The organism is Mucilaginibacter aurantiaciroseus, from assembly GCF_024055595.1.
Taxonomy (GTDB): Bacteria; Bacteroidota; Bacteroidia; order Sphingobacteriales; family Sphingobacteriaceae; genus Mucilaginibacter; species Mucilaginibacter aurantiaciroseus.
Window position 1 is genome coordinate 1 of record NZ_JAMXOF010000002.1, and the last position, 14,718, is coordinate 14,718.

Below are 14,718 nucleotides of genomic sequence, written 5' to 3' on the forward strand. Positions count from 1 at the left end.
CGGCCTTGATGTGGAAGCAGTGAACGCATTGGTAAACCAGCATACCGAAAACCCGCTATTGGGCCTGTTTGGACCCGCAAAAGTGAACGTTTTAAAATTGAATGTAGCACTTGATGAGTTAAAAAAAAACAAATAAGATTTAACCACAAAGGACACCAAGAGAAAACCACAGAGTACACAAAGATTAAACCGTGAGCTAAAACTTACAAGCGTTCGTGCACTCTGTGGTTAACCAACGAATAGTCATGCTGAACTTGTTTCAGTATTTCACAAGCAAAGTCGGCAACCTTGCAAATGGGATCCCGAAATAAATTCGGGATGACGTCACCTATATGATTTTAACATAACATGAAAACACTTCTATTATCATCATCAATATTTTTAGCGGCCATAACGGCTAAAGCACAGGATACTACCAAAACCGTAGAGAACCCGTTAACCATTTCAGGGTCAATAGATGCTTATTACAAATACGATTTTTCTAAATTCCGCAACGCGGCAGGTGTTTCAAACATCCCCACCAGCTTTGCAACCGACCAAAACTCTATCTCGATTGGGATGGTTGACCTGGCTGTGAAAAAGAAAGTAAACAAAGCATCATTTGTGGGCGAGCTATCATTCGGCCCGCGTGGCGAAGTACAATCGATCCCCAATAGCGGCACTAACGGGCAATCGTTCCATATCCAGAATTTGTATATGGGCTATGATGTTACCGATAAATTGAACCTTACGGCGGGTTATATGTCCACCTTTTTAGGTTACGAGGTAATATCCCCGGTAGGGAATTTCAATTATTCTACATCGTACCTGTTTACCAACGGCCCGTTCCAAAATGCGGGCTTCAAGGCTACCTATGGCTTCAATAGCAAGGTTAGCTTAATGGCAGGTATTTTTAATGATACCTGGAATAACTACCAGTCTACAAAAGATGTATCAACCTTCGGCGCGCAATTGTTTGTTAGCCCGGTTAAGGGATGGACGGCTTACGTCAACCTGTTAAGCGGTAAAACATCAGGTACCATCGTCGACCTGACCACCGCATACCAAATTACGGATGCCTTTAAATTAGGGCTGAATGGCGCAAGCTTCTCGGCACCCGCTGCTGTAAAAGGTGGTTTTGAAGGTGTAGCATTATACCCGCAATTAGCAGTGTCAAAAGATGTAACTTTAGGCTTAAGGGGCGAATACTTTAAAACTAAAAACGGTGGCTTTGTAACCACAGGCCCACCGGCAGGCGAATCTATCACCGCGTTTACTTTAACAGCAAATATTAAAGCAGGCCCGTTAAATTTGATACCCGAGATTAGGTTAGATAATGGCTCAACAGCGCAGTTCATCAACAAAAATGCAGGGCCAACAAAACAGGCTTCGCAATTTTTGGTAGCTGCGGTTTACGCATTTTAAATAAAAAGACAACATTAAAAGGCTGGCTACTCCGGTAGCCGGCCATTTTCATTATGGAAGAAGAAGCGCATAAGGACAATTCCGTGAAAGATTTCATCGAACTGGTCAAAAAATCCAGGAGGGGGAAATTAAAAATCTATATCGGCATGAGTGCCGGCGTAGGTAAGACCTATCGCATGCTGCAGGAAGCCCATGCGCTGCTTAAAAACAATATAGATATTCAGATCGGTTATATAGAAACGCATAACCGCGTAGAGACTCATGCTTTGTTGGCCGGCCTGCCCGTGATAAACCGACGGAAGACCTTTTACAAGGGGAAAGAACTTGAGGAAATGGATTTGCAGGCCATTATTAATCGCCACCCCGAGGTTGTTATTGTGGATGAACTGGCCCATAGCAATATTGAGGGTAGCAAAAACAGCAAACGCTGGCAGGATGTAAGGGATATCCTGGAGGCGGGCATCAGCGTCATAACCGCTGTAAATATCCAGCACCTCGAAAGCCTGAACGAAGAAATAGAAGACATTACCGGGATACCAATTACCGAACGCGTCCCCGATAAAATTTTAGAGATCGCTGATGAGATAGTCAATATTGACCTCACCGCTGATGAGCTGATAGACCGTCTTAAAGACGGTAAGATTTATGACAAGGCCAAAGTAGAAACCGCCCTTCAAAACTTCTTCCGGAACGAAAAGATCCTACAGCTGCGTGAAATAGCATTGAAGGAAGTTGCGCATCATTTAGAGCGTAAGATAAATATAGAAGTGCCTAAGCAGATCAAACTGCGGCCGGAAAAATTCCTGGCATGTATCTCCTCCAATGCCGAGACCTCTAAGATCGTTATCCGCAAAACCGCCCGGTTGGCTTCCTACTACCGGTCGCCGTGGATTGTGCTTTACGTACAAAGCAGTAGCGAAAGTTTGGAGCGTATTAAACTGGATAAACAAAGGCACCTGATCAATAATTTTAAGTTGGCAACCGAACTCGGCGCAGAGGTTGTAAAAGTTAAAAGTGACCAAATCACCAAAACCATTATGCAGGTCGCTGAGGAAAAAGAGATCACCACGATCTGTATCGGCAAACCCCATTTAAACATTTGGCAGGTTATCCTACGCACTACTGTATTTAATGAATTACTTAACAAAATCGCAGAAACAGAAACTGATTTAGTAATATTATCATGAAAGTAAAAAATAAACTTCGCCTGGGATTCGGTTTTTTATTCCTGGTAGTGCTGGCCTTCGGCATACTGTCGCTAATCTTTATTAACCGCCTCTCTACGGGTGCCAAAGTCATTTTACAGGATAACTATAATTCGTTAAGTTTTACCCGCGAAATGCGCTCTGTATTGGATGAGAATAAATTGCCGCTCAATGCCGCCGCTTTAAGATCTTTTGAAAAGCAACTCATAGCCGAAGAACATAACATTACCGAACCAGGTGAAAGGCAGGCTGCAACAGCTTTGAGAAATGCTTTCGTAAATCTCCGGCAAAAAACCGATCTCAAAGACCTGCAACAGGCAGAACTGGAAGCGAGGCGAAGTCTAAGACAAGTTGAGATTGTGAATATGAGAGCTATCACGAACAAAAATGCGAAGGCAAATTCATCAGTTGACGAAGCAACACTTGTTCTGGCGCTCGTAGGCACCTTCACCTTTCTCGTATTATTTAGCTTTAGTGTGAACTTTCCTGGAATAATTTCAGGGCCGTTAAATGCATTGCTGGTGGGTATCAGGGAAATCAGTCAGCAGAATTACAATAAGCGCATACATTTTACCCAAAATGATGAGTTCGCAGAAGTAGCTGAGGCATTTAACGATATGGCTACCCGTTTAAACGAATGGCAAAATAGTAATTTATCTACGGTAATGTCCGATAAACTCCGGATTGAAACTATCATCGAACAGATGCAGGATGCCATTTTTGGAATTGATGAAAAACAAGAAATCCTGTTTATTAATACCGCCGCTAAAAAAATCCTAAATATCAGTGAACCTAAAATGGAAGATCGTTCTGTAGCAAATATTATAAAAAGCAACGAGCTATTTAAATCTATTGTGGATGGACAGCAAACGGGTAAGCCCTTCAAGATCGTAGTAGAAGGCCAGAATTCACATTTCCAACTGGAAACGCGTGAGATTAATGTTCCAAATATCGGCCCGGATACAGGCCCGGTAAGAATTGCCAATAAGTCTGCAGGTAAAGTTTATATTTTAAAAAACATTACAGAATTTAAAGAGCGGGACGAGGCCAAAACAAATTTTATTGCTACCATATCGCATGAATTGAAAACGCCCATCTCGGCTATAAAAATGAGCCTTAAGTTACTGGTCGACCCACGTGTTGGTGCATTAAATAAGGAGCAGCAACAATTGGCAAAACATATTGAGGAGGATTCTGAGCGGCTGCTTAAAATCAATTCAGAACTTTTAGACATTTCACAGGTCGAGACCGGGAATATTCAACTTAATTTTGTCGCATCAAATCCTGATAAGATCGTAGACTACGCGATTAAAGCCGTACGTTTTGAAGCAGAGCAAAAAGGGGTTACAATAGAACATAGTGTACCAGAAAATTTGCCCGAGGTAAATGCAGATGTAGAAAAGACGGCCTGGGTGCTGATCAATTTTTTGTCTAATGCATTGCGCTATAGTCCTGCAAAATCAAAAATAGAACTCAACCTCTCCCTAAAAGGGCAACATATAGAATTTTCAGTACGTGATTTTGGAAAAGGTGTAGATCCAGTTTACCAAAAACGACTGTTCGATCGTTACTTCCAGGTGCCTACAGACGGTCAAAATAAGTCGGGTTCGGGGCTTGGCCTGGCGATATCCAAAGATTTTATTGAAGCCCAGGGTGGTTCCATTGGCCTTGAAAGTGAAGTTGGTGAAGGCAGTCGTTTTTATTTCAACCTGCCGGTGACCAAAGCATAATATATTTTAAGGAGGTGAGAAAGCAGAAGGTCATTACTCCGAAGTTGGAGTTGGAATTCAACTTTATTTCTTCCAAACAGCTTATTGGCTATTTACGGTTACAGAATGAGAAATTATAGGGAATGTTACTATGGTGTAAAATCGCGGATGATGACGGGGCAGAAAATTATTCCGGATCACCGCGCCTATCAGCATACTTGTATATGCAACCGGCCTATATTTACTGGCCAAACTGGGAGCGAGGTGGCATTCCCTTAATGACGACTTTAGAGGATAGACCACGAGGTGATTAAAGGAACACTATTCCCACTATAAACCTTACTGGAACAGTATATGCACCTTTCCCGATAAAACATACTATTGTGAAAGACGAAACCATTAAAAAGCAGCAAGGATACTATTAGGTGCTAACCTGATATTTGCAGGTATAAGCCATTTAGCATTTGCACTTAAACCCTTTAGGGCGCACGTGCCTGATTGGGTGCCGCTAAAAACGGAAGATACCGTTCTGCTTTCCGGCGGTGCCGAGATCACATTGGGTACTGCCCTTGTCTTTACTCCTGAAAAACATAAGCAAACCCTAGGTAAAGTTGCCGCCATATTTTTTATGGCAACATATCGCAGTATATAAATCACCGCTGTGCGTTTGGATTAGATACCGGTGCAAAACGCTTTATGCGGTTGTTCAGCCGGTTTTGGTTTATTGGGCGTTGAAGAGCACGGGCAACCTTAATAAATAATTAAAATTAAAACATCGGACCAGATTGATTTTTCGTTTATAGAAATATAAACACCCATCAACACATCAATCATGGAAAAATTTGCATTATTGGCCCGCGTGGAAGCAAAGCCGGGTAAGGAAGCCGATGTACTGGCATTTTTAAAAAGCGCTTTGCCTTTGGCCGAAACAGAGCCGGATACTGTAAGGTGGTATGCTCTGCAATTGGGCCCGTCAACCTTTGGGATATTTGACACCTTTGAAACAGAAGAAGGCCGCCAGGCACACCTTAATGGCAAAATAGCGGAAGCCCTTATGGCAAACGCTGCAGAACTTTTAGCTAAAGACCCCATTATTGAAAAGGTAGACTTGTTAGCCATAAAATAATGATCGTTAAATAGCATCAAGACCTCTCCGATAACGGGGGAGGTCTTTTAGTTTAAAAAACTTAAATCGTCACCATTCGTTACGCCAGAATATGGTTAATGGTAACAGATTATTCAACACCATCCAGCGCTTTTGGCTTTTCGGTCACCTTTTTCCAGATGGTGTAACCGCCGTACATAATTATGCAGGCAATAAGCACATATACCCAAACAGGGAGGTTGCGACCGGCTATGATGATGTAAGTATATGGGATACAAAAAAAGATGCCGGCCAATAGTATTAATAAAGTAACAGGCTTTTTTTTGCGGATGTTTCTCACTAAAAAACCAAGCGTGGTAAAAAGCATTACTTTACTTACGAGGTAAAGGCAGCCCAAAAATAAAGGGTCAACGTCGTGCTTGTCGCCAAGTTCAACAATCCAGTCTTTTATTGCAGTAATGTATTCCGTCATTAATTGCAAGGTAAGAAATTACTAAACGGTATTTTACAAAATTTAGGGCATTGTTATTTCTACAGATTTTGTTTGCGTTTAGTTGTCAGATATTTCCGTACCGGGATGTCGTAAAACACCATCACCAGGTAACCGGTCGCCACCAACAGTATCATCCCCACAATAATAATTAGCGCCAGTTGGCCTGTTGCCGGTTTATTGGCGTTGTAGTAATTGCCGAAAGCCCATATAGCGGCATAGTGGGTCATATACAACGGATAAGACATATTTCCCGAGAACTGGCAAAGCTTTTTAAGCCCCGGTGTTAATGCCGCGCCTGCGCCAAGGGAAACCAATAGCGGGAAATAGAATAGTACTACCAATGGCTCGGTAAGCCAAACCCATTTGTTAAAAGGCATCACAAATGCAAGTATTAATAAAGCACCTAAACCAAAAAAGCTCAGTTTGTTTTTAATGATCCACCTGCTACGATAAATTAGTAGCCCTGCTAAAAAAGAATAGCTAATGCGCGCGCTGCCATCCCAAAAGGTGCCGCCACTCCATCCGCCTATAATATTGCCTGTTCTGTAAGCCACATAGCAAATACTTAAAGCCGCAAATACGGTTAATATCAGCAACAATTTGCGCCCTACCTTAAAAAGGATGAACGCGTAAAAAATATTAGCCACATATTCCCAAAACAGCGACCAGGCCGGGGCATTAAAGCTGAACAGGTTAAACGCCCGCTCCTGCATTACTGGATATGGTATAAGCAATACCGAACTTAAAAATACTAACGCAATTTTGCCCGCGCTGTAGCCGTTAGGCAGTACAGCAAACGGATCAAACAAAATGGCAAGCAGCCCTAATATCGAACCTAAAATAACCAGCGGGTGCAGGCGGATGATGCGCGATTTAAAGAACTCAATAACTCCCATCTTGCCTATCCTGTCGTCATAAGCATACCCGATCACAAAACCTGAGAGACAGAAAAAGAAATCGACCGCCAGGAAACCATGGGCGATAAAGTTTCTCTCCGGCGCATAAACCATCTCCATAAAATGGAAACACACCACAGATAGCGCGGCAACACCACGCAAGCCGTCCAGCATGTCAAAATGTTGTTTGGCTTTAAATATTTCGGCTGTGGGTTTTCTCATAAGATTGGGCCTGTTCGCTCAAAAATATAATTTATACCCCCTATTCTCTTACAATTACCTTATTAATTTGGGCATTTGTAAACACATAATAGCCAATGCAACATCTTTGCTATTGTTTGAATTTGATAAACATTGGATTGATGTTTGCAACCGTTTAACTGCTATTAAAAGCATATTTGTACCAAACTAAATAACCATGAACATAACAGGGAATACCATACTCATCACCGGTGGTACATCGGGCATAGGCCTTGCCTTTGCCGAAGAATTTTTAAAGGAAGGCAACAAGGTGATCATCACCGGCCGCCGCGAGGGCAGGCTGCAAGCCATTAAAGACCGCCTGCCCGGCATCATTACCAAAGTATCCGACTTAGAGGAGGCGGCGCAACGCATTGAACTGGTGGATTGGATAGCCGAAAATTACCCGGATACCAATATACTAATCAACAACGCAGGTGTACAATTCATCACTGATTTTAAAAATGGCATCGACCTTGATAAACTACAAACAGAGGTGGTTACCAACCTGATAGCCCCCATCCACCTTGCATCGTTATTTATAGCCGGTTTAAAGGGTAAAGAAAATGCGGCTATTGTAAATATTACATCGGGCCTTGCGTTTGTGCCCATAGCCATGATGGCCGTTTATTGCGCTACCAAAGCGGCCATGCATTCGGCAACTTTATCTTTACGCTACCAATTGAAAGATACCGGCATAAAGGTTTTTGAAATTGCCCCGCCCGCTGTTGATACCGAACTTGGGCACGACAGGCGCGAGGACAAAGACCAATCGCACGGTGGCATCCCTGTTGCAGAATTTATTGAAGGCGCAATGGCCGCATTAAAAGCCGGCACTTTAGAAGCCGGCATTGGCATGGCGGCTGGCATGCGCATAAAACGTGAAGAGTTATTTGAGGTTATAAACGGTAATTTCCCCGGGTAACACAAAAATGCCTAATTTTACAGGCATGAATTTACAGGCAACAAAAATACTAACCCGGTCCAATTTGTTTAATGGTTTGCTGATAGTTTTTTTGTTGCTTATAATTTTTGTACCGTCGGTTAAAGGGTTATTTATTCGTGGATTAATGAAGGTGGGCTTTTTTCAGCCGGATATTACCGAAACCCTTAAGTCGACATTGCCGGTTACCTTACCGCCGGTTACTTTTGAAGGCGCCGATGGTAAATTCTTAAACCTTCAGGAGCAAAAAGGCAAGGTGATATTAATCAACTTTTGGGCTACCTGGTGCCCTCCCTGCATTGCCGAAATGCCTTCCATTAATGAGCTTTATGGCAAACTTAAAGGCAATAAAAACATAGTATTTATTATGATTGATGCCGATGGGAATTTTGACAAGTCGGGGCTGTTTATGCGCAAGCGCGACTACGGTATGCCATTATACAGGGTTGTTGGGAATTTCCCCGAAAGCCTATTTAAGGGTACACTTCCAACCACCGTCATCTTTGATAAAAACGGTAAAATGGTTTTCCGCCACGAGGGCAGCGCCGATTATGGCGGCAGTAAAGTTTCTGATTATTTGCAGCAGCTTGCTAAGTAGTAATTAGAATGCCTCGTTTAACCCCAAAAAGAAACCACGCGACCCATACTTACCCCAGGCATAATCTAAACAAAGGTTGGTACGTGTAGCCTTATTAAACAATACACGTAAACCACCGCCACCGCCGGGCTGCCATTTTTCGAACAGCTTAGTGCCTAACTCATCATTTGCGGTTTGCACATTTACAAATGCTACACCACTTAAAAATTTGTTTGCGGTTATCGGGAAACGATATTCCATTTCCGAGTAATCGTATTGTGTGCCTTTAAAGTAACCTGTGGTATAACCACGGCCGCTACGGAAAGCACCATCTTTAGCCGTTCCCGGTAGGTCAAGATATGGCAATGCGCCGCTTATGAGGTACGAGCCCCAATTCCAGAAGGCGATAACATGCTCGGGATGACTTTCAGACAAACTGAAGTACTTCCTAAAGTCGGCAGTGAACTGTACCGCGTTCTTAGAGCTCCCCATCCACGATTGATTAACCCTAAAACCGGCATCAACATAGATACCGCTGTATGCTCGGTTCTGGTTATCGCGGGTGGTGTACTGCACGTTAAAAAGCAACCCGCTCGATGTGTAATGGTCGTTATTAAAGCCGTAACGCTCGTTATAGATCGAATATGGTGTTGGCACCTCAGGTGTGCTTACGTCAGTGATTTTTCTTCTCAGGTCAAACGACAGACCGGCACCTACAAACAGGTTTTTCTCAATATTTTTATACGCTTTTTCGCGGAAGCTGTAAAGTTGCGAGTGGATGGCGTAACCTTTGCGGTCAGGGTTGGTAAGGATCTTATCATTTACACTGCCAGTAGCACCGTTGCCAATACCGAGTCCAAAATCGGGCGTAACGGTTTTAGCAGCTATCAGGTTACCCTGGAAATTCCAGCGGTTACCGGGAGTAAATATATTGTGGTTAATGTAAAAATAGATAATGTTTTTTGTGGTAATAGATGCCGAGGTAGCCGCCACCGACATAAATGTACCCGGCTCGTTACCCAGCACCCTGCCAGCAACCGCCTTGATACCTATCTGCGACCCGATGCTCGGGTTTGATGCGATGCTTGGGATAATTGTAATACCCGATGGTTTTTTAATAACCGAATCGGGTTTCTTTTTTGGGTGAAAAATATCGCTGAACAGGTTATCTATATCATATTGTTTAGACAGAGCTACCGCCTGCTTGCGCGCGCGAGAAGTATCCGGCGCCGCAACCGTGGCCTTAGTAGAATCTATTGCCACCTTTACCTGGCTGTATGCTGTATTAGCCACACCCAAAAAACCGGCGAGTAAAAAGCCTGCTATTAAACGTAAATTCCTGCTGGTTTTAGGTGTATGTGCTTTATTCAATTTGTAGCTGCTATATATTGAGTGAAAAATTAACTAAAATAAGTGTAAAAGTATATAAGTGTTTCACAATTGCAACAGTTATTGCCGTAATATAATTAAGCGTCTGCCAGTTCAACCCAAACCGGGCCATGGTCGCTCGTCTTTTCCCAACCGCGCACTTGCCTGTCAACACCTGCGGCTAACAGGCGCTTATCTACATCCGGACTAAGCAAAAAGTGATCAATCCGCAACCCGGCATCACGCCCGTAAGCGTTACGGAAATAATCCCAAAAAGTATAAATTACCTTGTCCGGGTTAAGCTTGCGCAAGGCATCCGTCCAGCCTTGGTCAATCAGGTTTTTGTAAGCCAAACGGGTTTCCGGGCGAAAGAGCGCATCTTCCACCCAGCGCTCGGCTTTGTAAGCATCAAGTTCGGTTGGGATAGCGTTATAGTCGCCCGTTAAAACAACCGGTTTGCCCGATGCTAATAAACCTGCGGCATGTTCCGTAAAACGCTCGAACCAGTGCAGTTTATAATCATATTTGGGGCCGGGCGCGGGGTTGCCGTTTGGTAGGTAAAGGCAGCCAATGGTGATGCCATTTACAACGGCTTCTATATAACGGCTATGAGTATCATCCTGGTAGCCGGGCAAGCCGCGTTGTGTTTCCTGTATTTCAACACCGCGGGCTAATATAGCCACACCATTCCAGCTTTTTTGCCCGTGCCAGATGGCGTTGTAGCCCAGCTCTTTTATAGCATCCATCGGGAATTTCTCATCCGGTGCTTTCAGTTCCTGCAGGCAGGCAACATCGGGTTTGGTTTCGTCCAGCCAGCGTAATAAAACCGGTAAGCGGCCATTTACGCCGTTAACGTTATAGGTGGCTATTTTCATATTGGTAATTTAAATACTATAGTTTTTGATGATGAGATATAAATAATCGGTAGTTTTTACTTATGAAAAGCTTTTGCAATAGCTTCATCAGTTACCTGCGCCATAATTTTATATCCGGCAACGTTTGGGTGCACACCATCAAGTGTTAATTCGGGCCGTTGCCCGTTGTTACGGTTATCAACCAATGGTGTAAAATAATCCAGCAGGGTGAGTTTATTTGCCGTGGCGTATGCGGTTATTAGCTTGTTTAATGCAATAATTTTATTGGCGGGCTCTAAGCCCTTGCGCCAGGGGTAATCAAACACGGGCAGGTAAGCGCAAAGTATTACCTTGATGTTGTTTGCCTTCGCCAGTTCCGTCATCGAGCGGATGTTATCCATAATGCGCTCGTTAGTTACATGCCCGGTAGTACCGGCAATATCATTACTACCCGCCAGTATAATAACTGCCTTAGCCTTCCGGTTGATCACATCCTGCCTAAAACGTAGCAGCAATTGCGGTGAGATCTGCCCGCTTATGCCGCGATCGAGATAGTTTTTATTACCACTAAAATATTCGGGCACAAGCTCTTTCCATTTCTCAAATATCGAACTACCCAAAAACACCACGCGTTTATCATTGGCCGTTGCGGGTGGCAGGGTCTTATTCTCGGGTTCGTAATGGCGCAGGTCGGCCCAGTCGTCGCGGTAATCGCCTTTTATAACGGTGGGTTCTTTCGCGGAGTCGGCCTTTTCCTGGGAAAATGCGGGGGTGGTTAATAACAGTAGCGGTAACAGGTATATTAATTTCATGTTTTTTATTTGTAAGGCAATGAACGTCAAATTTACATTCTAATAATCAACAGATATAAGGTTTGTAAAGTAAAGAAATTACTACTTAAAAATTAAACAGCACATTATAAACCTATCAAGTAAATTTTAAATATTTCTGCTGCAAGCGCATATACCACTGCTCGTTAACGCCGTCATACAGCCGATTTTTAATCATACAACAAACCTTAAAACAATTTTATGTACAAAAAACTCCTGCTGGTATTTTTATCGGCAATCGCAATTCAAACCGCAAAAGCATAAACAGAAAAGGGCAGCCAGATACTCGGTGCCAGTTTCGGCTTCTCAAGCTCAAGTTCGAACTACCAGGCTATTGGTTACAGTACCAGTATTTTAGGGCCAAGCCAACACAGCAAATACACCACTTACAGTATTGGGGCCAATTACAGCTATTTTATTGCAGACAATCTGGACCTTGGCATTAGCGCGGCTTATGGTGGGTCCAAACAGGACAATGAACAGGATGTAACCTATCCCGCTTTACAAAAATCGCATGGGTTTGATGGTGCTTTATATTTACGCAAGTATGTGCTTTACGAAAACAAGATAGGTATCCGTACCGGCCCGTTTGTTGCTTATAACAGTACCCATCATTCTGCTACCGACAATGGCACCCCCTCTTATTATAACGGCGATACCAAAAGCTATTCGGGAGGCGTGGGGCTCGATTTTGTTTACTTCCCAGTTAAAAAGCTTGGGCTTATGGCCAGGTTAGGCGACATCAGTTATTCGCACCAAAAAATGGACGGATACCAACGGGGCACTACCAACGGCTTCAACGTATCTTTTATTAACGCTGTTAATTTCTCCGTTAATTACGTTTTTTAAACCCTGCCCAAACCCTATCATACATGTCCAAAAAAAACTTCTCGAAAGTTTGGGGGCTTTTTGATTCTAACAGCATTCTAATCCAATGTAACATCTTTTTATGTATTTTCACCCTTGCAGGGCAACCGAACGCAACGGCCCAACGTATTAAGCTAATATAACCTTGAAAAAAAACATATGAAATACTCATTCTTGAAATTTAGCGCGGTTGCCATGATGGCAAGCGTTGCCCTGGTATCTTGTACAAAAGATAAATCGACAAGTACGGCATCAAGTGCTGACGTAGCCTTTGCGCTTACGGCGGATAATGCTGCTTCAACTTTAGCTACAACATCCACAAGCGGCTTGCAAACCAATGGACTGCAAAACGATGCATTTGTCGCTGCAAATGCTTCTATCAAATGGACGTCGGCTATTGCCAACATCAGCCGCTTTAAATTGGAAGCCAAAAAAGACAATACAGAAATTGAGATCACCACAAAAAACATCATTAACCTCGATCTGCTGGCTATAGACCCGGCAACTGTTAGCGCTAAAATTGATACCGGTAAATACAAAGAGATCGAGATAAAAATAATTTTGGTAAAATCAGCAGGCGCAGATATTCCGCTTACCGTTAAAGGTACATTTACTACTTTAGGTGGCGCCGCTGTACCTATCGAATTTGATTACAACGATAACGCTATCCTGAAAGCTGAAGTTGAAAACGTTACCGTTGATGCAACTACCAATGTTACCGCTAAGCTAAGTTTCCACTTAAATAAATTGCTTACTGCTATCCCGTCAAGCCAGATAAATGAGGCTACACGTACCAACGGCGCTATCATCATCAGCAGCACCAGCAACACAATTATTTATAATAGAGTTATTGCCAATGTGCTTTTAGCGTTTGAAGCCCGTGGTTTCGAACATCATAAAAAATAAGAGAATTTAGATCTTCAGTTTTGTGCAGATCAGTTTTTCAGGGCCGCTTTTATTAAGCGGCCTTTTTTGTTGCATTTACCCTGAGCAGATAAATATATTTTGCTTTATTTTATAAATATAAATGAGCGAGACATTATCAGCCAAAAAATTCCTTAAACTAACCGGCTACCAGTGGGCGTGTATCCTGTACATAGCCGTGGCTGTTTTTTGCTGGCAGCTAAAGTATTTCAGGCATATCGATAATAATTACCTCATTTTCCGAACCTCTTATTTTCACTTTAGGGATCATATAAACCTTTATCTGCATTACCCAAAAGAGTATTACGACGTGTACATTTATGGCCCGGCGTTTACGCTGCTCATAGCCCCCATGTCGCTGATGCCCGAAAGCTGGGGTTTCTTCTTTTGGGAGGTGGGTAATGCCGCCATATTTTTGTGGGCCGTTAACACCTTGCCATTTACCAACCGAACCAAAACAGCTATCCTTTTACTGTGTGCCATCGAGTTTGCAAACTCCAGTCACTACATGCAATTTAATCCAACAATTGCTGCTATGATTATACTGAGTTTTACTTTTGTGAAAAGGCAAAAAGAGCAATACGCCACGCTATTTACGGTGTTTGGTACATTAATGAAGATTTATCCGATAGTTGGTTTAGCGTTTTTCGTATTCTCAAAAAACAAGGTGAAATATATCATCTGGTCGTTTGTATGGCTGGTGGTTTTCCTTTGCCTGCCGGCAATCATTTCCGGGCCCGGTTTTTTAGTGCAGACCTATAAAGACTGGTTCGCGGCGTTAACATCCAAAAATTTGACCAACCAGGATTTGACCACGGGTTTCGACTGGTGCCTGATGGGTGCGGTAAGGCGCTTGTTTCAGGATAGCACTCTACCTAACTGGCCGTTTTTATTAGGTGGCGCGGCGGTATTTGGCGCGGCTTTACTAAGGTTTAAACAGTATGCTTCATTAAAGTTTCAGCTACAAATTATGTGTTCGTTGTTGTTGATGGTAGTGATCTTTAGTACCGCTTCCGAGCATCCCACCTTTATTATTGCCACCGCGGGCGCGGTAATTTACATGATGATGCAGGAGAAACCTTTTACTGCTTTTAACATTGTTATGCTGGTTTTGCTATTGGTGGTAACCGGCCTTGGCCCATCAGACGCGTTCCCGAAACCCGCCCGGCATTGGATGCAGCTTTATGCTATTAAAGCGTATGCCCCCATCATCATTTGGTTTAAGATATCGTGGGAGTTGCTTTTTAACGACTTCATTAACGATAAACAGCCGTTAAAACAAGGCGAAACGGCTTCAGCTTAA

The 14,718-nt window shown here is 43.1% G+C and carries 16 protein-coding genes; 11 read left to right on the plus strand and 5 right to left on the minus strand.

Annotation, left to right across the window (positions count from 1 at the left end; all coding sequences use genetic code 11):
- The 6 genes from NAF17_RS08035 to NAF17_RS08060 all read left to right on the plus strand — a co-directional run.
- A partial coding sequence (locus NAF17_RS08035) for a potassium-transporting ATPase subunit C (protein ID WP_252758483.1) occupies window positions 1–136 on the plus strand: 136 nt, incomplete at its 5' end.
- Between the two features lie 212 nt (window positions 137–348).
- Window positions 349–1,404, plus strand: a complete 1,056-nt coding sequence (locus NAF17_RS08040; RefSeq protein ID WP_252757486.1) for a porin — start codon at window positions 349–351, stop codon at window positions 1,402–1,404.
- Window positions 1,405–1,457: 53 nt separating this feature from the next.
- The gene (locus NAF17_RS08045; protein WP_252757487.1) at window positions 1,458–2,591 is read left to right on the plus strand and encodes a sensor protein KdpD; all 1,134 of its coding nucleotides are present in this window, start codon (window positions 1,458–1,460) and stop codon (window positions 2,589–2,591) included.
- On the plus strand, window positions 2,588–4,339 hold the full coding sequence (locus NAF17_RS08050; RefSeq protein WP_252757488.1) for an ATP-binding protein: 1,752 nt from the start codon (window positions 2,588–2,590) through the stop codon (window positions 4,337–4,339). The genes NAF17_RS08045 and NAF17_RS08050 overlap by 4 nt, the downstream gene beginning before the upstream one ends.
- 427 nt (window positions 4,340–4,766) lie before the next feature.
- Complete coding sequence (locus NAF17_RS08055; protein WP_502212829.1) at window positions 4,767–4,970, plus strand: hypothetical protein; 204 nt, start codon at window positions 4,767–4,769, stop codon at window positions 4,968–4,970.
- A 180-nt stretch (window positions 4,971–5,150) separates the two neighbouring features.
- Complete coding sequence (locus NAF17_RS08060; RefSeq protein ID WP_252757490.1) at window positions 5,151–5,444, plus strand: putative quinol monooxygenase; 294 nt, start codon at window positions 5,151–5,153, stop codon at window positions 5,442–5,444.
- A gap of 109 nt (window positions 5,445–5,553) precedes the next feature.
- Here NAF17_RS08060 and NAF17_RS08065 read toward each other — a convergent pair whose 3' ends face one another.
- Window positions 5,554–5,895 (minus strand): hypothetical protein, encoded by a 342-nt coding sequence (locus tag NAF17_RS08065; protein ID WP_252757491.1) that lies wholly within the window; start codon window positions 5,893–5,895, stop codon window positions 5,554–5,556.
- Window positions 5,896–5,954: 59 nt separating this feature from the next.
- Window positions 5,955–7,034 (minus strand): acyltransferase family protein, encoded by a 1,080-nt coding sequence (locus tag NAF17_RS08070; RefSeq protein ID WP_252757492.1) that lies wholly within the window; start codon window positions 7,032–7,034, stop codon window positions 5,955–5,957.
- Window positions 7,035–7,230: 196 nt separating this feature from the next.
- Between NAF17_RS08070 and NAF17_RS08075 the strand changes: the two genes are divergently transcribed.
- A complete protein-coding gene (locus NAF17_RS08075) occupies window positions 7,231–7,977 on the plus strand; it encodes an SDR family oxidoreductase (RefSeq protein ID WP_252757493.1) in 747 nt (248 codons plus the stop codon).
- A 25-nt stretch (window positions 7,978–8,002) separates the two neighbouring features.
- Entirely contained in the window at window positions 8,003–8,593 is a 591-nt protein-coding gene (locus NAF17_RS08080) for a TlpA family protein disulfide reductase (protein WP_252757494.1), read from the plus strand.
- A 3-nt stretch (window positions 8,594–8,596) separates the two neighbouring features.
- On the opposite strand, the gene NAF17_RS08085 is transcribed toward NAF17_RS08080, so the two are convergent.
- From NAF17_RS08085 to NAF17_RS08095, 3 genes are all read right to left on the minus strand, one after another.
- Window positions 8,597–9,943: a BamA/TamA family outer membrane protein gene (locus tag NAF17_RS08085; protein WP_252757495.1), complete on the minus strand. Its 1,347-nt coding sequence runs from the start codon at window positions 9,941–9,943 to the stop codon at window positions 8,597–8,599.
- A gap of 95 nt (window positions 9,944–10,038) precedes the next feature.
- Window positions 10,039–10,815 (minus strand): exodeoxyribonuclease III, encoded by a 777-nt coding sequence (xth, locus tag NAF17_RS08090; protein ID WP_252757496.1) that lies wholly within the window; start codon window positions 10,813–10,815, stop codon window positions 10,039–10,041.
- Between the two features lie 56 nt (window positions 10,816–10,871).
- A complete protein-coding gene (locus tag NAF17_RS08095) occupies window positions 10,872–11,606 on the minus strand; it encodes a GDSL-type esterase/lipase family protein (protein WP_252757497.1) in 735 nt (244 codons plus the stop codon).
- Between the two features lie 567 nt (window positions 11,607–12,173).
- Here NAF17_RS08095 and NAF17_RS08100 point away from each other — a divergent pair.
- The 3 genes from NAF17_RS08100 to NAF17_RS08110 all read left to right on the plus strand — a co-directional run bounded on the left by NAF17_RS08100 (window position 12,174) and on the right by NAF17_RS08110 (window position 14,718).
- Window positions 12,174–12,473 (plus strand): hypothetical protein, encoded by a 300-nt coding sequence (locus NAF17_RS08100; RefSeq protein ID WP_252757498.1) that lies wholly within the window; start codon window positions 12,174–12,176, stop codon window positions 12,471–12,473.
- A gap of 177 nt (window positions 12,474–12,650) precedes the next feature.
- Window positions 12,651–13,397, plus strand: coding sequence for a hypothetical protein (locus NAF17_RS08105; RefSeq protein WP_252757499.1), 747 nt, complete (start codon window positions 12,651–12,653; stop codon window positions 13,395–13,397).
- 121 nt (window positions 13,398–13,518) lie between these two features.
- On the plus strand, window positions 13,519–14,718 hold the full coding sequence (locus NAF17_RS08110; RefSeq protein WP_252757500.1) for a glycosyltransferase family 87 protein: 1,200 nt from the start codon (window positions 13,519–13,521) through the stop codon (window positions 14,716–14,718).